Source organism: Pseudoflavonifractor sp. An85 (assembly GCF_002161235.1).
Taxonomy (GTDB): Bacteria; Bacillota; Clostridia; order Oscillospirales; family Oscillospiraceae; genus Enterenecus.
In genome coordinates this window covers 62234-85512 of sequence record NZ_NFHE01000006.1, presented here as the reverse complement: position 1 = coordinate 85512, position 23279 = coordinate 62234, and the positions used below count along the sequence as shown (strand labels likewise).

At 54.5% G+C, this 23279-nt stretch carries 23 protein-coding genes; 3 read left to right on the top strand and 20 right to left on the bottom strand.

Going from position 1 to position 23279, the window contains the following annotated elements:
- Nucleotides 1–7: 7 nt before the first annotated feature.
- Nucleotides 8–166 carry a hypothetical protein gene (locus B5G37_RS15525; protein ID WP_087254710.1) on the top strand — a complete coding sequence of 53 codons (159 nt, stop codon included), beginning with the start codon at nucleotides 8–10 and terminating at the stop codon, nucleotides 164–166.
- 43 nt (nucleotides 167–209) lie between these two features.
- Here B5G37_RS15525 and B5G37_RS04780 read toward each other — a convergent pair whose 3' ends face one another.
- The 4 genes from B5G37_RS04780 to B5G37_RS04765 form a co-directional block, all read right to left on the bottom strand.
- Entirely contained in the window at nucleotides 210–1196 is a 987-nt protein-coding gene (locus B5G37_RS04780; RefSeq protein WP_087254707.1) for a Gfo/Idh/MocA family oxidoreductase, read from the bottom strand.
- 95 nt (nucleotides 1197–1291) lie between these two features.
- The gene (locus B5G37_RS04775) at nucleotides 1292–2530 is read right to left on the bottom strand and encodes a 6-phosphofructokinase (RefSeq protein WP_087254704.1); all 1239 of its coding nucleotides are present in this window, start codon (nucleotides 2528–2530) and stop codon (nucleotides 1292–1294) included.
- 43 nt (nucleotides 2531–2573) lie between these two features.
- A complete protein-coding gene (gene fba / locus B5G37_RS04770; RefSeq protein WP_087254701.1) occupies nucleotides 2574–3539 on the bottom strand; it encodes a class II fructose-1,6-bisphosphate aldolase in 966 nt (321 codons plus the stop codon).
- Nucleotides 3540–3698: 159 nt separating this feature from the next.
- Entirely contained in the window at nucleotides 3699–4703 is a 1005-nt protein-coding gene (locus B5G37_RS04765) for a tyrosine recombinase XerC (RefSeq protein WP_087254698.1), read from the bottom strand.
- 167 nt (nucleotides 4704–4870) lie between these two features.
- On the opposite strand from B5G37_RS04765, the gene B5G37_RS14940 reads away from it, so the two are divergent.
- On the top strand, nucleotides 4871–5065 hold the full coding sequence (locus B5G37_RS14940; RefSeq protein WP_143482869.1) for a hypothetical protein: 195 nt from the start codon (nucleotides 4871–4873) through the stop codon (nucleotides 5063–5065).
- Here B5G37_RS14940 and radA read toward each other — a convergent pair.
- From radA to leuC, 10 genes are all read right to left on the bottom strand, one after another.
- A complete protein-coding gene (radA, locus tag B5G37_RS04760) occupies nucleotides 5012–6373 on the bottom strand; it encodes a DNA repair protein RadA (RefSeq protein WP_087254694.1) in 1362 nt (453 codons plus the stop codon). The two genes, B5G37_RS14940 and radA, sit on opposite strands and share 54 nt — an antisense overlap.
- Nucleotides 6374–7090 (bottom strand): N-acetylmuramoyl-L-alanine amidase, encoded by a 717-nt coding sequence (locus B5G37_RS04755; protein ID WP_158099347.1) that lies wholly within the window; start codon nucleotides 7088–7090, stop codon nucleotides 6374–6376.
- 49 nt (nucleotides 7091–7139) lie between these two features.
- Nucleotides 7140–7934, bottom strand: a complete 795-nt coding sequence (locus B5G37_RS04750) for a Nif3-like dinuclear metal center hexameric protein (protein WP_087254688.1) — start codon at nucleotides 7932–7934, stop codon at nucleotides 7140–7142.
- On the bottom strand, nucleotides 7931–8611 hold the full coding sequence (locus B5G37_RS04745; protein ID WP_087254685.1) for a class I SAM-dependent methyltransferase: 681 nt from the start codon (nucleotides 8609–8611) through the stop codon (nucleotides 7931–7933). The genes B5G37_RS04750 and B5G37_RS04745 overlap by 4 nt, the downstream gene beginning before the upstream one ends.
- Nucleotides 8612–8674: 63 nt before the next feature.
- A complete protein-coding gene (locus tag B5G37_RS04740) occupies nucleotides 8675–8875 on the bottom strand; it encodes a DUF1858 domain-containing protein (RefSeq protein WP_087254682.1) in 201 nt (66 codons plus the stop codon).
- An 85-nt stretch (nucleotides 8876–8960) separates the two neighbouring features.
- Nucleotides 8961–10109: a pyridoxal phosphate-dependent aminotransferase gene (locus B5G37_RS04735; protein WP_204217858.1), complete on the bottom strand. Its 1149-nt coding sequence runs from the start codon at nucleotides 10107–10109 to the stop codon at nucleotides 8961–8963.
- A 166-nt stretch (nucleotides 10110–10275) separates the two neighbouring features.
- Nucleotides 10276–11058, bottom strand: a complete 783-nt coding sequence (locus tag B5G37_RS04730) for a type III pantothenate kinase (protein WP_087254676.1) — start codon at nucleotides 11056–11058, stop codon at nucleotides 10276–10278.
- Nucleotides 11059–11173: 115 nt separating this feature from the next.
- Nucleotides 11174–12250: a 3-isopropylmalate dehydrogenase gene (leuB, locus tag B5G37_RS04725; RefSeq protein WP_087254673.1), complete on the bottom strand. Its 1077-nt coding sequence runs from the start codon at nucleotides 12248–12250 to the stop codon at nucleotides 11174–11176.
- Nucleotides 12247–12732 (bottom strand): 3-isopropylmalate dehydratase small subunit, encoded by a 486-nt coding sequence (leuD, locus tag B5G37_RS04720; RefSeq protein ID WP_087254670.1) that lies wholly within the window; start codon nucleotides 12730–12732, stop codon nucleotides 12247–12249. The genes leuB and leuD overlap by 4 nt, the downstream gene beginning before the upstream one ends.
- Before the next feature lie 15 nt (nucleotides 12733–12747).
- Nucleotides 12748–14007, bottom strand: coding sequence for a 3-isopropylmalate dehydratase large subunit (leuC, locus tag B5G37_RS04715; RefSeq protein ID WP_087254665.1), 1260 nt, complete (start codon nucleotides 14005–14007; stop codon nucleotides 12748–12750).
- 108 nt (nucleotides 14008–14115) lie between these two features.
- On the opposite strand from leuC, the gene B5G37_RS04710 reads away from it, so the two are divergent.
- A complete protein-coding gene (locus B5G37_RS04710) occupies nucleotides 14116–14724 on the top strand; it encodes a Crp/Fnr family transcriptional regulator (protein WP_087254663.1) in 609 nt (202 codons plus the stop codon).
- A gap of 48 nt (nucleotides 14725–14772) precedes the next feature.
- Here B5G37_RS04710 and B5G37_RS04705 read toward each other — a convergent pair whose 3' ends face one another.
- The 6 genes from B5G37_RS04705 to pknB all read right to left on the bottom strand — a co-directional run bounded on the left by B5G37_RS04705 (nucleotide 14773) and on the right by pknB (nucleotide 23260).
- Nucleotides 14773–15567 carry a zf-HC2 domain-containing protein gene (locus tag B5G37_RS04705; protein ID WP_087254660.1) on the bottom strand — a complete coding sequence of 265 codons (795 nt, stop codon included), beginning with the start codon at nucleotides 15565–15567 and terminating at the stop codon, nucleotides 14773–14775.
- The gene (locus B5G37_RS04700) at nucleotides 15564–16052 is read right to left on the bottom strand and encodes a sigma-70 family RNA polymerase sigma factor (protein ID WP_158099346.1); all 489 of its coding nucleotides are present in this window, start codon (nucleotides 16050–16052) and stop codon (nucleotides 15564–15566) included. The genes B5G37_RS04705 and B5G37_RS04700 overlap by 4 nt, the downstream gene beginning before the upstream one ends.
- Nucleotides 16053–17071: 1019 nt before the next feature.
- Complete coding sequence (spoIVA, locus tag B5G37_RS04690) at nucleotides 17072–18550, bottom strand: stage IV sporulation protein A (protein ID WP_087254652.1); 1479 nt, start codon at nucleotides 18548–18550, stop codon at nucleotides 17072–17074.
- A 104-nt stretch (nucleotides 18551–18654) separates the two neighbouring features.
- Nucleotides 18655–20169 (bottom strand): SPOCS domain-containing protein, encoded by a 1515-nt coding sequence (locus B5G37_RS04685; protein ID WP_158099345.1) that lies wholly within the window; start codon nucleotides 20167–20169, stop codon nucleotides 18655–18657.
- A 214-nt stretch (nucleotides 20170–20383) separates the two neighbouring features.
- A complete protein-coding gene (gene rsgA, locus B5G37_RS04680) occupies nucleotides 20384–21262 on the bottom strand; it encodes a ribosome small subunit-dependent GTPase A (RefSeq protein ID WP_087254647.1) in 879 nt (292 codons plus the stop codon).
- A gap of 3 nt (nucleotides 21263–21265) precedes the next feature.
- Nucleotides 21266–23260: a Stk1 family PASTA domain-containing Ser/Thr kinase gene (gene pknB, locus B5G37_RS04675; protein ID WP_087254644.1), complete on the bottom strand. Its 1995-nt coding sequence runs from the start codon at nucleotides 23258–23260 to the stop codon at nucleotides 21266–21268.
- Nucleotides 23261–23279: the final 19 nt, after the last annotated feature.

Genomic DNA, 23279 nt, shown 5'->3' with positions numbered 1-23279 from the left:
ATAAGCCATGAACTGGAATGATATGTGGATGTATTTGTTTGGTACCATCACGCTGTGGGGGGTCAATATGGGATTCTGGGTGGCGATTGGTGTGGTGTTCCTCATCGTCATACTCATGAATTTGGTGTTCTGGGGCATGAAGCCTAAGAAACCGGAGGAATTATAAAAAGAAAAAACTCCGATGTGGTCTATGTCACATCGGAGTTTTCTTATGCTTCGAAGGGATATCGCACGCCAAGTTGGCGACGAATCTCGTCCATCAGCTCCATCATGTGAATGGTGTCCTGGTGGGGCATGGAGGGGCACTCCAGGTCTCCTGCCTCAATACATGCCGCTGTTTCCATCACTTCATATTCGTAGCCGGTGAGTTGAGCAGGGCAGGGGTAACGCTTGACCAGCTGATACTTAGCATCGTAGACGGAAATGGACTGAGGATTATTGATGTTTTCCACGATGGCATATCCGCTGGTACCGTAGATGATTCCCATACGGTCAGATACACAGTTGGCGCCGGCATTTAATACGGCCATTTTTCCATCGTTCCAAGTCAGGGTGATACTGTCCTGAAGGTCTACCCCCTTATCAGAGAGGGTAGCCACAGCGTGCACTTGATCCGGGTCACCAAACACCATTTCTGCAAAGTTCAGCGGGTAGATTCCCACATCCAACAGTGCACCGCCAGCCAGTGTAGGCTCTACAATACGTTCTTTTCCTGAGATTTCATATCCCAAATTGGCGGTGAGCATCCGAGGCTGTCCGATGACACCGGAGGTTACCACTTGAGAGATGATCTCGCGCATGGGCTGATATCGAGTCCAAATGGCTTCTGTGAGCAGCAATCCCTTTTCTCTCGCACACTGCAGCATTTCCCGAGCCTGCTTGGCATTGGCCGCAAAGGCTTTCTCACACAGAACATGCTTTCCGTGCTCTAAGCACATCATTACATGCTGGTGGTGATGGGAATGGGGCGTGGCCACATATACCAGCTGGATCTGCTCATCCTGTAACATCTCCTCATAACTACCATAGGCCCGCTGCACACCGTGCGTGGCGGCAAACTGTTGGGCTCGCTCCAGGTCTCTGGCTGCTACTGCATAAAGGGAAACTGCGTGGTTTCCACTGTGGTTCATACGATTGATGGTATCTGCCATTTGCACAGCAATGTGGCCAGCGCCAAGGATTGCAACGTGAAGCATGTTCCATTCATCTCCTTTGGGAATAAAAAATGATGAGGAATTGCATTTCTGCAATTCCTCATCATCATAGCACAAAGCAGGGAAGAGGTCTACTCTTACTTGCTGGCCAGAACCTTCTTCAGACGAGCGAAGCGGGGCAGACCGTTCTCGGTGGCGCGGGTGTTCTCACCCTGGATCAGGGGCAGAGCGTAGTCAATGAAGCCCTGGTTGATGCCGTTGCCAGCCTCGTTGATCCACTCCAGGGGCACCTTCTTCTCGAAGTTGGCCACCTCGGAGAGGTTGAACAGCTTGGTCTTGCACTCATAGCCGTTCTCACGGGAGCACTCAAAGCCCACCATCTTGTCGGTCTCGCCGGCAACAGCAGCCTCCACGGCGGTCTTACCAGCCAGGAAGGACTCCCGAATGTCGGTCTGAGAAGCCAGGTGAGCGCCGCAGCGCTGCAGCAGGGACAGCTCGATGCCACGGACCTTGGCGCCGGTGCGCTCCTTGACGATGTTGGCCAGCATAGCAGCCAGACCGCCCAGCTGAGCGTGACCGAAACCGTCGGTAGCGGAGGTCTTAGCCTCGGAGACGAAGGAACCGTCAGCATAGTGGATGCCCTCGGAGACAGCCACGATGCAGTTGCCGTTCTTCTCGTAGATGGAGGTCACATCAGCCAGGAACTTGTCCATGTCGAAGTCCACCTCGGGAACGTAGATCAGGTCGGGAGCGCAGCCCACCACGCCAGCCAGAGCGGCAGCAGCGGTCAGCCAGCCAGCGTGACGGCCCATAATCTCGATGATGGTGACCATGCCGGTGTCGTACACACGAGCATCCTTGTACACCTCAGCGCAGGAAGTAGCGATGTACTTAGCAGCGGAGGCGAAGCCGGGGCAGTGGTCGGTGCCGAACAGGTCGTTGTCGATGGTCTTGGGCACGCCCATGACGCGGCACTCATAGCCAGACTTGGCCATGAAGCGGCTGACCTTGGAGCAGGTGTCCATGGAGTCGTTACCGCCGTTGTAGAAGAAGTAACGCACGTCGTACTTCTTGAAGATCTCCAGGATCCGCTTGTAGTCGGTGTCGTCCACGTCGGGATCGGCGATCTTGTAGCGGCAGGAGCCCAGCTCGGAAGAGGGAGTGTTCAGCAGCAGCTCCAGCTCGTGAGCGTCCTCCTGGCTCATGTCATACAGACGATCGTTGAGAACGCCCTTGATGCCGTGGGCAGCGCCGTACACGGCGGTGATGTTGGGGTTATCCAGGGCAGTGCGGATAACACCGTAAGCACTGGCATTGATCACGGAGGTAGGACCGCCGGACTGACCAATAATACATGCGCCTTTCAGTTGAGACATGTTTGAATCCTCCTAATGTTGTGATGCGTTAAAAACGCGCTGATTAGGCCTTGCCGTCGCAGCCCAGAACGTTGATCAGCTTGTGCTTGACCAGCTCCTTGATGTTGGCACGGGCGGGCTTCAGGTACTCGCGGGGGTCAAACTTGTCGGGGTGCTCAGCGAAGAACTTACGGATGGTGCCGGTCATGGCCAGACGCAGGTCAGAGTCAATGTTGATCTTGCACACAGCGCCGCGGGCAGCCTGACGCAGCTGCTCCTCGGGGATACCCACAGCGTCGGGCATCTTGCCGCCGTTCTCGTTGATCATCTTCACGTACTCCTGAGGCACGGAAGAGGAACCATGGAGAACGATGGGGAAGCCGGGCAGACGACGCACGACCTCGTCCAGGATGTCGAAGCGCAGGGGAGGGGGAACCAGCTCGCCCTTCTCATTGCGGGTGCACTGAGCAGCAGTGAACTTGTAAGCGCCGTGGCTGGTGCCGATGGCGATGGCCAGAGAGTCACAGCCGGTCTTGGCCACGAACTCCTCGACCTCTTCGGGACGGGTGTAGTGAGAATCCTCGGCGGAAACCTGGACCTCGTCCTCCACGCCGGCCAGAGCACCCAGCTCAGCCTCAACCACAACACCGTGGTCGTGAGCATATTCCACAACACGCTTGGTCAGCTCAATGTTCTCAGCAAAGGGCTTGGAAGAGGCGTCGATCATGACGGAGGTAAAGCCGCCGTCGATGCAGCTCTTGCAGGTCTCGAAGCTGTCGCCGTGATCCAGGTGCAGGCAGATGGGCAGACCAGTCTCGATGATGGCAGCCTCAACCAGCTTCACCAGGTAGGTGTGGTTGGCATAGGCACGAGCGCCCTTGGAAACCTGAAGGATCAGGGGGGCGTTGACTTCCTTTGCAGCCTCGGTGATGCCTTGCACGATCTCCATGTTGTTGACGTTGAAGGCGCCGATAGCGTACCCACCATCGTATGCCTTTTTGAACATCTCGGTAGTATTGACCAGTGGCATTTGAATCAACTCCTTAGTAGAATTAATTGATTTCGCACGTCATTATTTTAACAGTGATCTTAGAAAATTGCAAGGTTTAAGCCAATCTTTTTTAGGACAAATTATACACAGTGCCAAACAAGGCTTTGTGCGTTTTGACAAACCAGCAGGAGAGAGGGGCTATTTTTTCTTGCGACGATCCCCCAAAGGGTTGAGTTGTGCGGCCTGCCGCATGGCATCATTGTCCACATGAGTGTAGATTTGGGTGGTATTTAAGTGTTCATGGCCGAGAATTTCCTGCAAAGTGCGCACATCTACGCCGTTCTTAAGCATCAATGTGGCAGCGGTATGGCGGAGTTTATGAGCTGAGTATTTTTCACAATCTAATCCGGCAGCTTTCAGACGTTTCTTTATCATGTAGTGAATGCCGTCTTTGGTCACTCGGGTACGTTTTCGAGTAATAAACAGCGCATAAGGGTCAACTGCGGCGGATTGAGAACGTACAGCCAGCCAGTCGTCCAGGGCGCTGCGACAAGCTGCATTGAGAAAGACAAATCGCTCTTTGTTGCCTTTGCCCAATACTCGCATACGATCTTCCCGTACATCACCGATGTTCAGTCCCACAAGCTCAGAGATTCGCAATCCACAATTTAAAAATAAGGTAATGATGCAGAAATCTCGTTCCGCATTGGCTCCGTCAATGCTGTCCAACAGCTGAATACATTCATCCAGCGTCAAAAATCGAGGTAACGTTTGCCGCTGTCTGGGGGCATCCAGCTCTTGAATAGGATTTTCTGAAATTACTTTGGCCTTATTTATGAGATATTTGTAAAAGGAACGAATGGACGCAACTTTGCGTGCTCTGGTGGATGCCTCCAGACCACAACCAGCTTGGGGTGCATTGTGGTTTTTGGCCCGGTCTCGGCTGAGAAAGCTCAGGTAAGAATATACATCGGCCAAGGTCACCGATCGAATCAAAGAAATATCTACGTCATCAATGGAGATCTCGTCTAGCGGCGTGGATCTGGGTACCAAGCCTTTTTCCAATTTCATATACCGCAAGAATGTGCGTAAATCCAAAAAATATTCATCCACCGTTTTAGACGAATGTCCTTGGATGGTTTCGTGGTACGCTAAGAAATCCCGTAACACGGGCGGCGCCTGAGTTCGGTAGTCAATTTTCATATTTCATCACCATATTTGTATACATAAAGCCTGGACAGCCTGGAGATGCTAGATCCATCTCAAATCCGGGCTGCCCCTCCCCTCAACTCAACAAAATTTTAATTTTGTTGAGTTGTATATCAATTTGATCTGGGGTGCTCCGGAACAAGAATCGGAGGTTTTTTACCATGAGTCTCATTCCGTGCACCCTCTCCTGTCAGCATCAGTCAGATGGTCGGTGTACCCTGTACGCTGCTGGCTCACAGCCCATGCGCAACGTCGCCCAGGACGGCACCGACCATCCCTGTGTGAATTATGTGCCCAAGTCTTCAGACAAGCACCGCAATCGCTTGCCGGATGTTGTGCACCTCAATGAGCTGTAATCCATCCGGAACCACCAGCTTACCACTGTGCCGGGCTGGGATCAAACACTTGGTGAATCCCAGCCGCTGCACTTCGCTCAGCCGCTGGTTTAAGGCGTGTACAGCACGCAGCTCTCCGGTCAGGCCTACTTCGCCAATGGCAGCCAGATCGTACGGAACGGGCTTGTCCCGGAAGCTGGATGCTAAAGCCACAACGAGCGCCAGGTCTGCCGCCGGCTCTGTGATGCTCAGACCACCGATGACATTGATGTACACGTCGCAGTTGGACACCATGAGTCCCCCACGTTTTTCCAGCACAGCTGAGAGCATCATGGCCCGGTTGTAATCAAAGCCATTGCAAGAGCGTCGGGATGTTCCGTAAGCTGACGGCGTGAGCAACGCCTGCACTTCGGCCAGAACCGGACGTACGCCTTCCATCACACAGGTTACGCAGGAACCAGGTGTGTTTTGGGGGCGTCCCGACAGCAACGCCTCGGACGGATTGGGCACCTGGGAAAGCCCCTGGTCCCCCATTTCAAACACGCCGATCTCATTGGTGGCGCCAAAGCGGTTTTTGGCTGCCCGAAGAATGCGGTAGGAGTTGTGCTCCTCCCCTTCAAAATGCAGTACACAGTCCACCATGTGCTCCAGTACCTTGGGGCCAGCCAGAGAACCCTCTTTGTTGATGTGGCCCACTACAAAAACAGTGATGCCCAGCCCCTTGGCCAAGTGCATCAAAGTCATGGTACACTCCTTGACCTGGGCGACACTGCCCGGGGAAGCATTCGAATCTCCGTTGTACACGGTTTGGATGGAGTCTACGATCAAAATGTCTGGCTTTTGTTCCTCCACCGCCGCTACCACATCGTCCAGGTTGGTCTCGGAATAGAGATAAAGCCCCTGACCGGAAATGCCCAGACGCTGGGCCCGTAGTTTGATCTGGCGTTCCGATTCCTCGCCAGATACATAGAGCACCGAGGCAAACTGACACAGACTGTTGCAGATTTGGAGCATCAGGGTGGATTTACCAATGCCGGGAGCACCGCCCACCAGTACCAGAGAGCCTTTTACGGCTCCCCCGCCCAATACTCGATCCAATTCGCTCATTCCCGTGGGGAAACGAAGTTCGTCGGTGGCCTCTACATCCAGCATAGGACGAGGTTTGCGCAGAGTGGAGGTGATACCTCCACTTTTTTTCTTGGTTTCGGTGGCGGCAGCGGGCTGCTCCACAATGGTGTTCCAAGTGCCACAGGCCAGACATCTTCCCTGCCATTTGGGCGTCTCATTGCCACATTGCGTGCAATAATAGACCGTTTTATTTTTTGCCATTCAGATTCCTCCTGTGGCTTTGCTCATCATTTGTATTTGGTGCAGATATGCCCCGGTAATGGCCAGGGACAGCTGGGTCTGATAGCCGTCGGTGAGCAGCAGCGAGGCCTCCACGCCGTTGCTGAGAAAGCCGCATTCCACCAGCAATCCGGGACAGGAAATGTGGGAGAACAGGTAGACATCCTCGGATACCTGCTTGGCCTTTTTGGTGTTCGTCTCGTCCACCAAGTCTCGCAGTGCTTGCTGCGTAGATTCTCCCCACTGGCGACCCACATCTCCCAGTGTGTAAAACACTTGCGCGCCAGATACCGACGGGTCGGAAAATTGATTTTGATGGATGCTGATGAGCATGGCATTGGAGGTATTGTTGACCAAATCAGCCCGATAACTTAAGTCGGATTCTTTACGTTCCCCGCGTTCTGCAGCACCTGGGGCGTGCAAAGAGACATCCTCACTGCGGGTCAGAACGGTCTCTACGCCGCAAAGCGCCATGACATATTCCATCTTTTTGACAATCTGGAGGTTGATGTCACTCTCCCGATGGCCGGAAGCGGTGACTGCTCCCCCGTCTTCTCCGCCGTGTCCCGCATCCAGAACCACCACGGGCCGCCCGTAATCTGTGGTTACCGGCCCCATAGCAGGGACCAATTTCCCCCACCGGGCTAAAAAACACAAGATACCTGCGATCACCAGCAAGACCACCATCCATGGCTTCATCGCCATCCCCCCTTCCCTCTCACCATATGAGAAAAGGGGACAACTCATGCTAGACGCAGTGGTAGATTTCCCGGTGGCGCTGGGAGATGGTCACCTTCAGGTCCGGGAAAGCGTTTTGTAGCCATCCGGCCACCACGGGGCACACCACATTTTCTGTGGGATAGTGTCCTGCATCCAGCAAATTGAGCCCGTAGTTCTTGGCCTCCAAGAACACGTCATATTTCACATCTGCGGTGACAAAAGTATCGCAGCCACAGGCCAATGCGTCGGCGAGCATGCTGCCACAGGAGCCGCCGCCCACAGCTACTTTGTGCACTGGCTTTCCGCTGTCCACCACACGAACACAGGCGGCGTTGAGTTGCTGCTTTACCAGCGCAGCAAAAGCGTCTACCTCCTGGGGAGACACCACCCCCACCCGGCCAATGCCATAGGGTCTTCCCTGTTCGTCCACCCCGTCCTGGTGGAGCTGCTCTACGTCAGTCAGTCCCAAGGTATGGGCCAGAGCGTCGTTGACGCCCTCTGCCACAGCGTCCAGATTGGTGTGGGCGCAAATGGCGGCCAAGCCATGTTGGATCATATCCAGGAGCATAGTACCTGCGGGTGTGTCGTCGGTGAGCTGCTTCAAGCCATTCCAAATCACTGGGTGGTGAGAGACGATGAGTTGGGCGCCCAGCTCCACGGCTTCCTGCACCACAGCAGGGGTGATATCCAACGCCACCAGGACATGATGCACCTCTTCATTTCGCCGCCCCACCAGGAAACCAGCGTTGTCAAACCCCAGCTGGTAATGAAACGGGGCGCGCTGATTCATCAAATCATAAATTTGTGCTACCGTGGTGCTCATGCTTCCAACTCCTTTTTCATGGCATCCATCCCGGCCAGTACGTCCTCCAGATGGGCTACCATGGCTTCATCAGGATGAGCGGAGGCACGCTGCCCATCCAAGGCGCGGCGCACCTTGTTCTCCATCATGGTCAGATAGGCACGGCGCAGAGGCTGGGGCCGATTTCGTCCAACCCAAAGTTCTGCGGCGGTCAAAGGGGCGTCTTGTCCACCCCGGACGGTGAGAATGGTGTACATCCGGCTGCCTTCCTGACAGATGGTCTCTTGCTCCACTGTATACCCGTGATCCAGCAGCCACTGCCGCAGGTCCGGAAAGGATGTCATGGGCTGCAACAGCAGCAGGGTATTTTCTCGTGTCCAGGGAGCTTGCTCCAAAATGGTGGCGATGGTTTCCCCGCCCATGCCCGCAATGGACACCACATCTGCTTCTCCAGCTTCAATACCAGCCAGACCATCACACAGGCGCAGAGAGACGCGGCCTGTCACGCCATGCTGCTCCACTGTCTCACGGGCCCGGGACAAGGGTCCCTCCCGCAGATCCGAGGCAATGGCATAAGAAATACGCCCCTCCAGCAACAGCCATACCGGTAAAAGGCCATGGTCGGTGCCCACATCCGCCAAGATAGAACCCTGGGGCACTTGCCGGGCAATGGTTTCCAATCTCGGTGTTAACTCCATAGTTCCTCCAAAAACCTCAAAATAGACGGAAAGAGCGGTTTCCCGCTCTTTCCCATTGATTCATCAATCTGCGATGTTGGCGTTGATCTTCTCCAGCAGAGAATCCACGTCCACGCCGTGCACCATGCAGGCCTGCTCCACGGTCTCGCCACGGGCGGAGGGGCAACCCAGGCAGTGCATGCCGATGGAGAGGAAGATGGGGGCGGTGTGAGGGGCGATGTCCAGAATGTCGCCGATGATGGTATCCTTGGTAATCTTAGCCATGTTACATGACCTCCTGATCTAGTTTTGTCGAACATGCTTAGTATATCCAACCTTTTGCTCTTTTGCAAGAGGTTGGAGGGGAATCTCATTGAAATTCCTTCAAAAATGCCTCCAGACGATCCATACCCTTCTGGATATTCTCCATGGAAGTGGCATAGGACCAGCGCACAAAGCTGGGGGCGCCAAAGGCGGTCCCGGGGACAGTTGCCACCAGACCATACTTCAAAAAGGCCTGGGAGAAATCGTCGCAGGTCTCGATGACCTGGCCGCGCACGCTGCGGCCCACCAGCTTTTCCATGTTCATCATCACATAGAAAGCGCCCTCAGGCTGGATGCAGCTGACACCCTCCACCTGGTTCATCCGCTTTACCAGGTAGTTGCGGCGCTCCTCAAAGGCCTGACGCATGGTCTCAATCTTATCCTGAGGACCGCTGAGGGCAACCTGAGCTGCTGCCTGGGAGATGGCACAGCAAGAACCAGCGCAGTGGCTGAGGTAGTTGCTCATGACCTTGATGACCTCAGGCTCACCCAGCGCGTACCCAATGCGCCAGCCGGTCATGGCATAGGCTTTGGACACGCCGTTGATGAGAATGGTGCGCTTTTTTACTTCTTCACCCAGACTGGCCACCGAAGTGAACTTCAATCCATCGTACAGCAGACAGGAGTAAATCTCATCAGCAATGATGTACAGATCCTTCTCCACGCACACGTCGGCCAGAGTCTGCAGCTCCTCTCGGCTGTACACCATACCTGTGGGGTTGGAGGGGTTATTGAGAATGATGGCTTTTGTCTTGTCGGTCACAGCATCCCGCAGCTGCTGGGCGGTAATCTTAAACCCAGCAGACTCCTGGGCAGTGACTACCACGGGCACGCCGCCCATCATGCGGATCAGCTCAATGTAGCTCACCCAATAGGGAGCCGGGAGAATGACCTCATCCCCAGGATTGACCAGGGCACGGAGAGCCAGATACACGCAGTGCTTGGCACCTGCGGCCACCACTACCTGGGAGGGCTGATACTCCACATGGCAGTCGGCCTTGATGCGAGCGCATACGGCCTCTTTCAGACCAAGGGTGCCAGAAGCGGGTGTGTAGCGGGTGTTGTTTTCTTCAATGGCGCGGATGCCAGCGGCTTTGATCTCGTCCGGGGTGTTAAAATCCGGCTCACCGGCACCAAAACCGATGACATCAATGCCTTCCGCTTTCATTTGCTTGGCCAGAGAGTCAATGGCCATGGTGCTGGATGCCTGTACCTGAGAGGCAAGAAGCGACAATTCTTTCAAGTCAATCCCTCCGTACACTGTAATTATGACACATTATACCGTGTTTCTTGCATAGTTTCAAGTGTGGATCCAAAACACAGGGTGAAATTTGCATCTTTGAATATCCCGAGCTGCAAAATTACCGTGTGCGCTTGGAGCTGTTTTTGCGATAGAGAAAATACAACCCCTTGACCATCAGATCCCGATCATACTCAATGGAGTGACGGCAGTGGCGGAAAATTTCCGGGGCATATTCTCCAGTGGCGACCACCGAGACGGTGGGCTCCCCTGCTGCCTGCTCCATCTCGTCAATGAGTCGGTCGATGGTACCGGCATAACCGTATACCACACCCGCTCGCATGGAGTCCACGGTGTTACGGCCCAGAGGGGTATCCACCTTTCCCATGGCGATGTGGGGCAGTTGTGCTCCATTGTCGGACAGAGCTTCCAGAGCTATGGACATGCCGGGCATGATGGCACACCCTTCGTAAGAGGCTTGGCGCATATAGGAAAAGGACAGGGCCGTGCCTGAGTTGATGACGATGGACGGGGATGGATACAGAGCCACCGCAGCCACGGCTGAGGCTACAATGTTGCTGCCCAGTTGGTTGTGAACGTCCGCTCGGATGTTCAACCCGGTTTTAACTCCAGGCCCCACCACCATGGGCCGCTTTCCCGTCAGCCGCTGAATGGCTCGGACGAAGATATCCGTCACGGGAGGAACCACACTGGAGACAATGGCCCCCTGTACGTCTTGGATATTCCCGCCGTACAGCTGGAACACGCCCATCAAATCCAAGGCACAGCGATCTTCGCTGTATCTGCGCTCTGTTTCCAGTTCGGAACGAAAACGAATGTCCCCATTCTCTTCAAACAGAGCAATGGTGACGTGGATATTGCTGATGGCCACAGCCAGAATCAAAGCGCCCAACCCCTTTGTTTATAAAATAGCTTTGTTTTCATTATAGCCAGGGCCAAAGAGCATTGCAAGAGGAAACCTCCGCGCCCATAGAAATGGAGCGGAGGTTTCCGATATGTTAGATATTGTCCCGAATGATTTGTCCCATCTGACGAGTACCCACAACGGTCTCGCTAGGTTTGGCGATGTCAGCCGTGCGCCAGCCGTCAGCCAGGGCCTTATCTACCGCCTGTTCCACTGCATCTGCCTCTGCGGCCAGCTGGAAGGAATAGCGCAGCATCATGGCCACGGAGAGAATGGTGGCGATGGGGTTGGCCTTATCCTGACCGGCGATGTCAGGAGCGGAGCCATGAATGGGTTCGTAGAGGGCGGGAGCGGTGTCACCCATGGAGGCAGAGGGCAGCAGGCCGATGGAGCCGGTAATCATAGAGGCCTCGTCGGAGAGTATGTCGCCAAACATATTCTCCGTCACCACCACGTCAAATTGGCCCGGGTCACGCACCAGCTGCATGGCGCAGTTGTCCACCAGCACGTCCTCATAGGCCACGTCGGGGTATTCCTCTGCCAGACGGTGCATCACAGACCGCCACAGTCGGCTGGTCTCCAGCACATTGGCCTTGTCCACGCTGGACACTTTTTTGCGTCTCAGCCGAGCCATTTCAAAGGTGCGGCGGCCAATGCGCTCAATTTCCATCTCAGAGTAGGCCATCAGGTCGGTACACTCCACACCTCGATCCAGGGTATCGTAGCGATCCCGCTTGCCAAAGTACACCCCGCCAGTAAGTTCCCGGACCATCATCAGGTCAATGCCCTTCTCGGCGGTCTCCTTCTTCAGCGGACAAGCCTCGGCCAAAGCCGGACGCAGAGCGGCGGGACGCAGGTTAGCGTACAGCCCCAAGTCCTTGCGGATGGCCAGCAGAGCGGTTTCCGGGCGTTGCTCAGCGGGTTTATCACTGCCCCACTTGGGGCCACCCACAGCGCCCAGTAGTACAGCGTCACAGCTCTTGCATACCTCGGCGGTACCGTCAGGATAGCTCTTTCCCACTGCATCGGTGGCGCAGCCGCCCAGCAGCACATCCACATAGGTGAAGGTGTGACCAAACTTCTCCCCTACTTTGTCCAGAACGCCTACGGCTTCGTTGACGATTTCAGGGCCGATGCCGTCCCCTCGAATCAGAGCAATTTTATAGTTCATTTTGCAATCCCCCTGGCTTTTAGAGAATGGAGCAGGCCGCCGTGCTCAATGATGCCATTGACAAAGGCGGGAAACGGGGCGGCCTGGAAGGTGGCTCCAGTGGTTTGGTTTTCGATGACGCCGGTGGCAAAATCCACGGTGACGCTGTCCCCGGGGGAAATGCCGTCCACTGCCTCAGGACACTCCATGATGGGGAAACCGATGTTGATGGCGTTGCGGTAAAAGATGCGAGCAAAGCTCTTGGCGATGACACACTTTACGCCGCAGGCCTTGATGGCCAAGGGAGCGTGCTCTCGGGAAGAGCCGCAGCCGAAGTTGCTGCCTCCCACAACAATGTCGCCTTGCTCCACGGTGGTGGCAAAGTCGGCATCAATATCCTCCATACAATGGGAGGCCAGGGACTTTTCATCGGGGGCGTTTAAGTAGCGGGCGGGAATGATGACGTCAGTGTCCACGTTGTCGCCATATTTGTAAATCTTCATCTTTTTATCCCTCCCTCAGATGGTGGCGGGGTCGGTGACCACGCCGGTGATGGCGGAAGCCGCTGCCACGGCAGGGCTTGCCAGAATGATCATGGAGCTAGTGGGACCCATGCGGCCTACAAAGTTGCGGTTGGTGGTGGCAATGGCCCACTCGTTGTCACTGAGCACCCCCATGTGACCGCCCAGGCAGGGACCACAGGTGGGGGTGGACACCGCAGCACCGGCCTGGATGAAGTCGGCGATGAGCCCCTCCTCCATGGCCTGAAGATAAATCTGCTGGGTGGCGGGAATGACAATGCACCGCACCCCGTCGGCCACTTTTTTGCCCCGGAGAATGGCAGCGGCTTCCCGCAGGTCTTTGAGCCGCCCGTTGGTGCAAGAGCCAATGACCACTTGCTGGATGGGCTTACCTGCCACTTCGTCCACCGGCTGAGTGTTGGAGGGCAAGTGAGGCAAAGCCACGGTGGGGCGCAGCGTAGACAGGTTGATTTCCACGGTGCGGGAATAGACAGCGTCCTCGTCCGCCTCAAAAGCGGTCCACGCCCGCTCCACCCGTCCGTTCAGGTAGGCAATGGTCTTCTCGTCCACGGGGAAAATACCGTTTTTCGCCCCCGCCTCAATGGCCATGTTGCAGATGGTGAAACGGTCGTCCATTTCCAAGGATGCCACGCCGTCTCCGCAGAACTCCAAAGACTGATACAGAGCGCCATCCACACCAATCATGCCGATGAGATGGAGTACCACATCCTTGCCACTGACGTAGGGGGAGAGCTTGCCGGTGAGCTTGACCTGGATGGCCTGGGGTACCTTGAACCAGGCCAGACCTGTGGCCATGCCAGCTGCCATGTCGGTGGAACCGACACCGGTGGAGAAAGCTCCTAGAGCGCCGTAGGTACAGGTGTGGGAGTCAGCGCCAATGATGACCTCACCAGGGGCAGCCAGTCCCTTCTCCGGGATGAGGGCATGCTCAATGCCCATCTGGCCCACATCGTAGAAGTGGGTAACCTGGTGCTTATGGGCAAAGTCTCGGCAGATGGCACACAGCTGCGCAGACTTGATATCTTTACAGGGGGTGGAGTGATCCAGCACAATGGCGATTTTATCCTTGTCAAATACTGTGGACAGCCCCGCCTTCTCAAACTCCTTGATGGCCACCGGAGTGGTGATGTCGTTGCCCAGCACCAAATCCAGCTTCCCTTCCAGCAGCTGCCCAGCCTGAACCTGATCCAGGCCAGCAGCCCGGGCCAAAATCTTTTGCGTCATGGTCATACCCATGAGACGCACCTCCTCGTTTCTCAGGTTTTATGTGTGTTTATTATGCCAAAGCATCTGGAAAAAGAATGTAACATATGATACAATCTTGAAAAGATTGGAGGGAGTGGCATGACACAGTGGGATATCTTTGCCCAGGGGCAAACCCCCAAGCTGTATACCAAGGGGCAGATGATCTATTTACAAGGGGAACATCCTCATCACTTTTACTATCTGGTCTCTGGCTCGGTGCGCAGTTTTCTCAGCAGTCCCGAAGGTGATGAACGTATTTTGACCATCCACCGCAGTGGGGATTTGATGGGGGAGGCATCCTTTTTCGACCAGTATCCCCGTGTCAGTTCTGCCATGGCTTTGGAGGATAGCTTGGTGGTGTCCATTGACCAGCAGCGACTAGATCAAATCTTCATAGAGCATCCCCAACTGGCCCAGCCCATGCTGCGCTATTTAGCCCGTACGGTGCGCCTGCTCTCCGACCATGTGGATACCTCCTCTCTGCCCGCCATTGGACGGGTGGCTCGGCATCTACTCACCTTGCCCCGGGGGGAAGCCAATACGGTGGTATGCACCCACGAGAGCATTGGGCAGGCCATCGGTATGAGCCGTATCACCGTCAGCCGGGCCATGAAGCAGCTGGTGCAGCAAGGTGTTCTTGAGACGGGGTATGGTGTGGTGCGAATTTTGGACGCCCAACAACTTCAAGCAGTGCAAGACCGATCATAGTCACAAAGCCGGGAAGCACCAAAGGGCCTCCCGGCTTTGCATTAACATTCAATCTTCATATGGTACTAGCATTCCCTGTTCAATATCGTATCGGAATCCTCTGTATTTGTCGTACATGGGATAGCTCCATGAAAGTAACTTTTCCAGCGGATGCTCGATGTTATACCCCGTGTACGCAGATACTACACCTCCATCCGTTACGTTTAAGGATACCCGGATTTGTCGATGTTCAAATTGGAGCTGGAAATCTATGTCGTACGTATCCTCTCCAGTCACCGTGACTCCATGTCCACCAATTCCGGTGCAGCGCATACTCTGTATCCCACCGCAATCTTCCACGTCTTCTGCTAATTTCTGATATAACTCCCAGGCATCATCCTCGAAATTTTCCATTTTCTCCTCAGGAAAGTATCCCTCCAGCAACCAGCGCTCTTTGATGCCTTCCACATCACAATAACCAAACGCCCCCTCATAGTCCCCATTGACCAGGCATTGTGCAAAGCGATTGGCAATGTACAACTCATGCAGGTTAGTGAAACTCGGGCCTGACATATTATATTGTCCCCATCCCAGATATCCCAATGGAATGAGAAGAAGAATGACTACAATGGACGCAATCCATCGATTTCGTATTTTTTTGAAACTCTTGGCTGTGGCTTTTTGCTCTTTTTCCGGCTCCACTTCCACCTCCGGCTCCACGAGTTCTTGGACGGCAGCATGCTGCTTTCCGCAGGTTTTACACTCTCGCAAGTGTTCCTCCACAGCCTCCCGAGTGGCTTGACTGCACAGGTCATCTTCATACAGCGGCAGCAAGTCTTGCACAATGTCACATGGCAGCTTCATTTTGACACCTCCTGAATAATCTGTTGTCTCGCTCGATAGTAGGTGACTCTGGCCCAGGTTTCCGATTTTTCATATAGTTTTGCAATTTCCTTCAGCTTCACGTCGGCATACGCGTGAAGAATAAAGACATCTTTGTAAGGAGCGCTGAGCTGCTGGACAGCCTTCCGGATCCGGATGCGTTCCTCTTTCTGGATTGCCTGCTCCTCTGGCGTTGGGTCTCCGGAGGGCATGTCCCATACCTCATTCTCAGCACACACGGTATAGCGCTTATGCTTGCGGCACTCTTTTAGCCAAGCATTTTTCCCAATCTGGCACAGCCAGGTGTACAGACTGCTGCGTCCCTCGAATCGGTCAATGTGCAACAGTGCCTGATAGAATACATCTTGTAATAAATCCTCCGCCATGGTCTCATTCCGGGTCAGGGCCAGGAGGAAACGGTAGACTGGCCGACTATATGCCTCATAGATTTCTTGAAATCCGGACACGTTTCTCCCTCCCTGGCTGTGAAATGATGCCGTGCAGACTCCCACTCCACTGTGTTGTTCTGTATACGATGTAAATCAACCCGGCGGATAATCCCACACAACAAACCCACGGAGTAGGGATTAACCGGACCCCAGCTACCACGGGGGCATGGATTAGATAGATGGGCAAGGTATCCACCCCAGCTTTGCTGAAGGGGAGCCTGCGACATGGTATCCAGGTCAAAAGGAACAGCCCCATCAGTGCCCCAATCCCATAGCAGAACAGCCGAAGAGAAAAGCCGTGCTCCATATCGCCATACCCAGTTGCCTGATAGAGAAAGTCCGCCGGTATCTGGTCACTCAATAGCCATATACCGGCTAGTGCAGTGATCCCAGCCATTATACCAAATATTCGATGGTTTCTCCATGGAGTGTGGGGGGCACACAAAAGTCCTGCGAAGAAATAGGGAAAGAACACCACGGTTCGAGACCCACTCCACATGCGATTCAGAAACGGAAGGTATCCTGCCAAAGCGCCCGCTAGGATGGACAGAGGAAACAGCACCCACGCCAGGGTGTTATGGCCTATGCGGAACCACAGCGCCCCCAGTATGGACCAGATGCACACGCTGAACAGATACCACAAAATCCAGCACGGCTCCCCGATATCTGTTCCAAAGAAAACCGCTCCAGTCTGGCAAATTAGATAGATGGGAGTCAGACGTCTGATCTGCCGGATGCAGTCCCCTTCTCCTCGGAGAAATAACCCTGTAAGAAAGACAAAGACAGGCATGTGAAAGAAATAGATGGTGCGATACTGGATCATCAGAAATTCGTTATCATGAATGGACAGTTCAATCCAGTGTCCGTATACCACCAGAAAGATCAAGAGCAATTTGAGATTGCAGTAGTTGGCCTCCCTCAGCTTTACCATGGATCATCCCCTCTTTGTTCTCTTTCTGCCTGTTAGAGTCACCAGAAATCAAAAGGTTACAAAAAAACGATGTGTCACAGAATATTTTTCTGCGACACATCGTCCGTTATAGAATGATGCAAATGAGGCCTCCGGATCCCTCGTTGATGATGCGTTGCAAGGTATCCCGCAGCTTCTCCCGGGCGTCCTCCGGCATGCGTTTGAGTTTGGCCTGCAAGTCTTCGCCCACCAGCTCATGGAAGGAACGGCCGAACATATTGGAGTCCCAGATTTTCCCCGTGTCTCCTTCGAATTGGCGCAGAAGGAAGTCCACCATCTCCTCCGATTGCTTTTCCGTACCCATAATGGGGGACACTTCGGTTTTGATATCCGCCCGCATCATGTGAATGGAAGGGGCGGAGGCTTTCAGGCGAACACCGTAACGGCCTCCCTGCTTGACGATTTCCGGTTCCTCCAGCGTCATCTCCTGGGGATCTGGCATAACGATGCCGTAACCGGTCTCCTCCACCTGGGCCAGGGCCTGCTCCACCTTTTCATATTTTCGCTTCATAGAGGCCATCTGTACCAGCTGACCAATGAGATCTCCGTCGTCGTGAATCTCCAAACCACAGCGCTGAGATACCGTCTCATAGAACAGGCTGCGGGGCAACTCCAGCACCGCTGTGACTATGCCGCTCCCCATATCCATGCGGGTAATGCGTGCCGAGGCAATCTCCTCCCGCTGGTCTAGGGCATCCACGGCCTGTTCCGTATCCCGCAGTCGATCCAAACCATCGGCCTCCTGGCGGATCATAGTATAGAGCTGGTTTTTGATGGGGTGGTCGAAGGGAAGCACATCCACCCAAGAAGGTAAGAACAGCTCCAGCTGTTTCATGGGAAATTCGTGGAGGACACCGCTGAGAATGGCTTCCACGGTCTCCTCGTCCAAGGTCAGACAGTTCACCGCCAGGCAGGTCACTTGATACTGCTGGGCGATGTCCGCCTGGATGGCCTGGGCTCGATCGCTGTATGGCTGGGCAGAGTTGAGCAGTACCACAAAGGGCTTTCCCATGGCTTTTAGCTCCTGGATCACCCGCTCCTCTGCCTCCAGATAGTCCTCCCGAGGGATGTCTGCGATGGTTCCGTCGGTGGTGACCACGATGCCGATGGTGGAATGGTCGGTGATCACCTTCTGGGTACCCAGCTCCGCGGCCTGGGTCATGGGGATCTCGTGATCCATCCAGGGGGTGGTCACCATCCGGGGCTGATCCCCGTCCATCTGCCCCAGCGCGCCGGGAACCATGTAGCCCACACAGTCAATGAGGCGCACAGAAAAGGAACTGCCATCGTCCATGGACAGGCTGACCGCATCTTCCGGAACAAATTTGGGTTCTGCGGTCATCACCACCCGTCCGGAGCCGCTTTGGGGCAGTTCATCCCGAGCCCGATCCCGGAGATAGGTGTTCTGGATTTCCGGCAGCACCATGGTCTCCATAAAGCGTTTGATGAAGGTGGACTTTCCGGTGCGGACCGGGCCCACCACGCCGATGTATATATCGCCTTGGGTTCGCTGGGCGATATCCTCATAGAGTTTGTTATGATCCACTGCAACTCCTCCTCACCGCAAGTTCTCTACATGTGTATGGGGATAAGCTGTATAATATGCCAACGCAAAAAAACTGGCCGGAGAATCTCTCCAGCCAGTTTATCTCACACTCTCTTGGTGGGGATGAGCAGCACCATACCCTGGGGCACGGTTTCACAAGTCAGTTCGTTGGCCGTGCAGATGTCTTGGATGGTGGCGCCACATGCTTTTGCCACATCCCACAACTGCTCTCCTGCGTCTACCCGGCGGATGACCAGAGAGGGACGGCTGCACGGGCCGTCATAGGCTCCGGTGGAAGCCACAGAACTGACACACAGCAGTTCTTCCTCTTTGATGGTGAGCCAACGAAATTCCACTTCGAATCGGAGGTCAATCCCACCGCTGACGGCTGCTGCGGAGACATCTCCCACCGCTCTGCCGTGCACCTTTCGCTCACACCCATCCGGAACCTGATAGGGACAGGTAACCATGACGCTGTCTGTGGCACCCCGCAGGGCACCCTCCTCATCTAGATACAGCATGTGTACCTGGATTTGGGCGGCGAGTTCGCTGCCGTGCTCTCCATTGCGCTGGGTCACATCCTTGACTACGGCGAAACTATCCAATACCTGTTTGGCTTCCACGGTGGTTTGGTAAAAATGCCGTACGCTTTGGCTGGTACCGCCGGTCTCGGCTAGTGTGCATATGGTACAGGGTGCACGCTGAGCATCTAGCCGACAACTGACGCTGTATACGTCCGCCAGCAGAGTGACCTCACGTTCTACCCGCACCACCGCTTGGGCGCAGGCCTCCACGGTGACCTCCAGCTCTCCATCTCGCAGACGGCAATCCACGCTTTTCAGTCGTACATCCACTTGTGACCCTTGATCCCCAGCTTCTTGTTCTACATCCAACACCTGAGAGAATGGCAACTCGAAGCACGTGGAGGTCACTTGATCGTCGCACAAATAGACCAGATACAGCTTGACAGACCCCTTCACCACCAGCTTTCGCCCAATCAGCTTTCCTTCCATCACGTCCAGTTGGGGGCGACACAGAAGCAGTTGCTGAATCTCCCCCTTGGATGGAGGCATACGGATGAGATCGGAGAAGAGAAACGGCTTTTCCACCACACCGGAAACCACAATATCTCGGGCGGAAAGCAGCCGCTTCTCCAGACTTCCCTCTGGTCCGCCTTGGACATCACAGGTCAGTTCCCGAGAGCAAAGCTCATAGGCCGCCAGTTCCACTACAATCTCTGCCCGTGCCACCACTTTTCTGGGATTGATGGCTCTGGCATCGGCAAAGGTAACTTGTGCGCTGGCCTGTACCATACTGGAGCTGCGTAGGGTGGGGTGGTCCTTGATGCATTGGAAGGGGATGGCCACCTCTAGTGTTTTGGGTAGTGCCTCCCCTTCCGGGATGTAAAACACCGTAGTTTGAATGGTACCTGTGAGACGTACGGTTCCTTCGCTCGGTTCACAGTCCCGTACATACACCCGTCCCACGGCAGATACAATGCGGGCGATATCCGGGTATGTGTCCGGCACGATACTCTCCAGCGTCTCCTCCTGGGTCACCGCGGTATTCAAGACTTCCCGGTATCCCTCCAACACCACGGGCTGCAGTTGCATATCCATAGGCATCCTCCCTTTGTCCACATTCTGGAGTATCTATATGAGAGGAGAGACCGGGATATGCGCTCATTCTTTGATCCCAAAAATTCTGCGCATCAGGCCGCACAACGCCTTGGGAAATTTCACAACCACGATTCTCATAAATAACAGCCTCTCCTTTCCATGCTGAATTCTAACACAGCATATGAAAGAAGAGGCTGTCTGGTTCCTCAGTATTTTATTTTTCCCACTGGGGTCGGGCCTTCACCTGTTCATAGAGACGCACATAGCTGCGATAGCGGCTATCTGCAATCTCCCCTTGCTCCACGGCTTGGCGTATCGCACAGCCGCGCTCTTTGACGTGAGCGCAGCCTACGAAACGGCACTGATCCAAATAGGGGTGAAACTCTCGGAACGTACGCTCCAATTCCTCTTTGGGGATCAGCTCCATCTGTTCCACATCAAAGGCAGAGAAACCAGGGGTATCTGCCACCAAACCGCCCCCAACCCGGAACAGCTCCACGTGGCGGGTGGTATGGCGGCCTCGGCCCAGCTTTTCGCTGACCTCTCCCACCTTCAGGCCAAACTGGGGACAAAGGGCATTGAGTACACTGGACTTGCCCACACCAGAGTTCCCGGTGAAGGCGGAGATTTTACCTTCCAGCACCCCCATCAGTTGATCCAAACCGGTGCCGGTCTGTGCGCTGATGGAAAAGGACTGAAATCCCGCTTGGCGATACAACTCCACCAGATCTTCTGCCGGCTCCAAATCGCATTTGTTGAAGCAGATGATGGGCTGACAGTGTTTATATTCAGCCAAGGCAATCATACGGTCAATGAGAAAGGGATCAGTGACCGGAATGGCACCGGAGGCCAAAATCACCAACTGATCCATGTTGGCCACCATGGGCCGCTGAAACTGATTGGAGCGGGGCAAGACCTCATCCACCATTCCCGTTCCCTCGGCTGTGACAGTGATCTCCACGTGATCTCCCACCAGAGGGGTGATTTTGTTGTGACGTAGTTTGCCGCGGCCGCGGCAAGCCACCGGCTCACAGTCTGTGCCCACGTCCACATAATAGAAGCCGCTGAGCGCTTTTACAATCGTTCCCCTCATATACTAAAACTCCAAATTATAGCTTTCTACCGTCTCTCCATTGATGGAGATGGTAACCCGCTTGGTGGTGCCGGGATTCTGGGTCACTTCCCGGGAGAAATCACCCTGCTCATCGGCGTTCCAGGAGCCGTCAAACACAGTTGTGGAACCTAAGGTTACTTTTAACGTGATGATTCCGGTGTAATCACTCAAATCCACCGTGATGGTCTTTTTCACAGGGGCATCGGTGACCACCACCGGAGGATTGGTGACGGGAGGCTGGGTAGCCTCAGGGCCTTTGCTGACCTGGAGGTCAATGGTGGTACCAGGAGCTACCTGGGTATTGACGGCAATGCTCTGCCACATCACCTTGCCCTTGGCGTAGGTGTCGCTATAATACTCCTTCACATTGGCATTCAGGCCCTGTAGTTCCAGCTGGGCCTTTACCTGTTCCAGGCTCAGGTTAACATAGTTGCCTACGACGACCTTTTCCTCTTCCTTGCCCTTGCTGATGACGATGGTCACTTCGTCACCCTCTTCCAGCTCGGTATCCTTTTCCGGGGAGTAAGAAATGACATAGCCCTTTTCCGTGGTCTGGGAATACTGATACTCGGTGGTCACCTCTAGCTTCATATCATCTCTCAGACGTTCCAATGCCCGCTCGGAATCCCAGCCGGTAACGTCAATCATTTTCAACTCTTCTGTGCCACCGCTGATGGTGACCGTGATGGTGGTTTTCCCGTCCTTGACTTTAGAGTCGGCTTCCGGGGTCTGCTCACAGATCTGGTCCTTCTCGTAGTCCTCGTTAAACACAGTCTCCCCAACTTCCAACTGGAAATCGCCCAGAATGGACGGATCTTTTTCTAATTCTTCCACCGTCATACCCAGCAAATTGGGAACGGTGTACTCTTTCGCAGGGGCAAAAATGGCACCTCGGATGAAGTTAACCAGAAAAAGGATAATACCGACGACAAACAGCAGGATTGCACCCACAGCAATGGCTATGGGAGGTGGATTGAACCGACGGTGAGACTTGCGCACTTTGGAGGTTATTTCCTCCTCTTCCTCGTCATCCAGATAGTCATCTTCCTCGTAGTCGTCTTCCATCATGTCCCGCACACCACCGGTGGGAATGACCAGAGTGGGTTCCTCGACATCATTGATGCGGATGGTGTCGGACGGAACCGAATCCGGGTTCTCCTGAAACGCCTGGACAGCATCCAACATCTCCTGGGCAGAACCATACCGGTGGTTGGGATTGGGAGCCATGGCCTTCATGATAATAGCTTCCAGACCAACGGGAATATCGGGATTCAATTCCCGGGGCTGAATGGGAATGGAGTTGATATGCTGGATCGCCACCAGCACCGGAGTTTCGCCCTCAAAAGGCAGGCGTCCAGTAAGCATCTCATAGAGCATGACACCCACAGAATACAGGTCCGAACGTCCATCAATGTGGCTGCCTTTCGCCTGTTCTGGGGAGATATAGTGCACCGAGCCCAGGGCCTCCTGGGTCAATGTGGCCTGGGAGCTGGTCAGACGGGCAATGCCGAAATCTGCCACCTTAATACTTCCATCCCGAAGGACCAGAATGTTATGGGGCTTGATATCCCGGTGAATGATACCACGGCTATGGGCGTGATCCAAAGCGCGCAGCACCTGTGCGATGAAGTGCAAAGCTTCCTGCCACTTCAGCGGCATGCCTCTTTTTTGCATGTACTGCTTCAGGGTCATACCGTCAATCAATTCCATTACGATGTAATTGAGCCCGTCACTTTGACAGACATCGTATACGCCCACAATGTTGACGTGGGACAACATGGCAACCGCCTGAGATTCGGCCTGGAAGCGGCGCCGGAAATCTGCATCGTTGGCCAATTCTGGCTTGAGAATTTTTATGGCGACCAGACGGTTGAGTCGATGACACCTGGCCTTGTACACCACGGCCATTCCGCCAACGCCAATACGCTCTAAAATCTCATAGCGATTGTCGAGCATGGTACCTATGTACTGATCCATGGTAAATGTTCCTCCTCGT

What these genes read in the sequence shown, in the direction of transcription:
- radA (WP_087254694.1), bottom strand. Translation starts at nt 6,373, where the DNA reads ATGGCAAAAAATAAAACGGTCTATTATTGCACGCAATGTGGCAATGAG.
- leuD (WP_087254670.1), bottom strand. Translation starts at nt 12,732, where the DNA reads ATGAAGATTTACAAATATGGCGACAACGTGGACACTGACGTCATCATT.
- B5G37_RS04705 (WP_087254660.1), bottom strand. Translation starts at nt 15,567, where the DNA reads ATGAAGCTGCCATGTGACATTGTGCAAGACTTGCTGCCGCTGTATGAA.
- fba (WP_087254701.1), bottom strand. Translation starts at nt 3,539, where the DNA reads ATGCCACTGGTCAATACTACCGAGATGTTCAAAAAGGCATACGATGGT.
- pknB (WP_087254644.1), bottom strand. Translation starts at nt 23,260, where the DNA reads ATGGATCAGTACATAGGTACCATGCTCGACAATCGCTATGAGATTTTA.
- B5G37_RS04685 (WP_158099345.1), bottom strand. Translation starts at nt 20,169, where the DNA reads ATGGATATGCAACTGCAGCCCGTGGTGTTGGAGGGATACCGGGAAGTC.
- B5G37_RS04735 (WP_204217858.1), bottom strand. Translation starts at nt 10,109, where the DNA reads ATGGCCATTGACTCTCTGGCCAAGCAAATGAAAGCGGAAGGCATTGAT.
- B5G37_RS04710 (WP_087254663.1), top strand. Translation starts at nt 14,116, where the DNA reads ATGACACAGTGGGATATCTTTGCCCAGGGGCAAACCCCCAAGCTGTAT.
- B5G37_RS04775 (WP_087254704.1), bottom strand. Translation starts at nt 2,530, where the DNA reads ATGTCTCAACTGAAAGGCGCATGTATTATTGGTCAGTCCGGCGGTCCT.
- B5G37_RS04780 (WP_087254707.1), bottom strand. Translation starts at nt 1,196, where the DNA reads ATGCTTCACGTTGCAATCCTTGGCGCTGGCCACATTGCTGTGCAAATG.
- B5G37_RS04765 (WP_087254698.1), bottom strand. Translation starts at nt 4,703, where the DNA reads ATGAAAATTGACTACCGAACTCAGGCGCCGCCCGTGTTACGGGATTTC.
- B5G37_RS04755 (WP_158099347.1), bottom strand. Translation starts at nt 7,090, where the DNA reads ATGAAGCCATGGATGGTGGTCTTGCTGGTGATCGCAGGTATCTTGTGT.
- leuB (WP_087254673.1), bottom strand. Translation starts at nt 12,250, where the DNA reads ATGAACTATAAAATTGCTCTGATTCGAGGGGACGGCATCGGCCCTGAA.
- B5G37_RS04745 (WP_087254685.1), bottom strand. Translation starts at nt 8,611, where the DNA reads ATGGAGTTAACACCGAGATTGGAAACCATTGCCCGGCAAGTGCCCCAG.
- B5G37_RS15525 (WP_087254710.1), top strand. Translation starts at nt 8, where the DNA reads ATGAACTGGAATGATATGTGGATGTATTTGTTTGGTACCATCACGCTG.
- B5G37_RS04750 (WP_087254688.1), bottom strand. Translation starts at nt 7,934, where the DNA reads ATGAGCACCACGGTAGCACAAATTTATGATTTGATGAATCAGCGCGCC.
- rsgA (WP_087254647.1), bottom strand. Translation starts at nt 21,262, where the DNA reads ATGAGGGGAACGATTGTAAAAGCGCTCAGCGGCTTCTATTATGTGGAC.
- leuC (WP_087254665.1), bottom strand. Translation starts at nt 14,007, where the DNA reads ATGGGTATGACCATGACGCAAAAGATTTTGGCCCGGGCTGCTGGCCTG.
- B5G37_RS14940 (WP_143482869.1), top strand. Translation starts at nt 4,871, where the DNA reads ATGAGTCTCATTCCGTGCACCCTCTCCTGTCAGCATCAGTCAGATGGT.
- B5G37_RS04740 (WP_087254682.1), bottom strand. Translation starts at nt 8,875, where the DNA reads ATGGCTAAGATTACCAAGGATACCATCATCGGCGACATTCTGGACATC.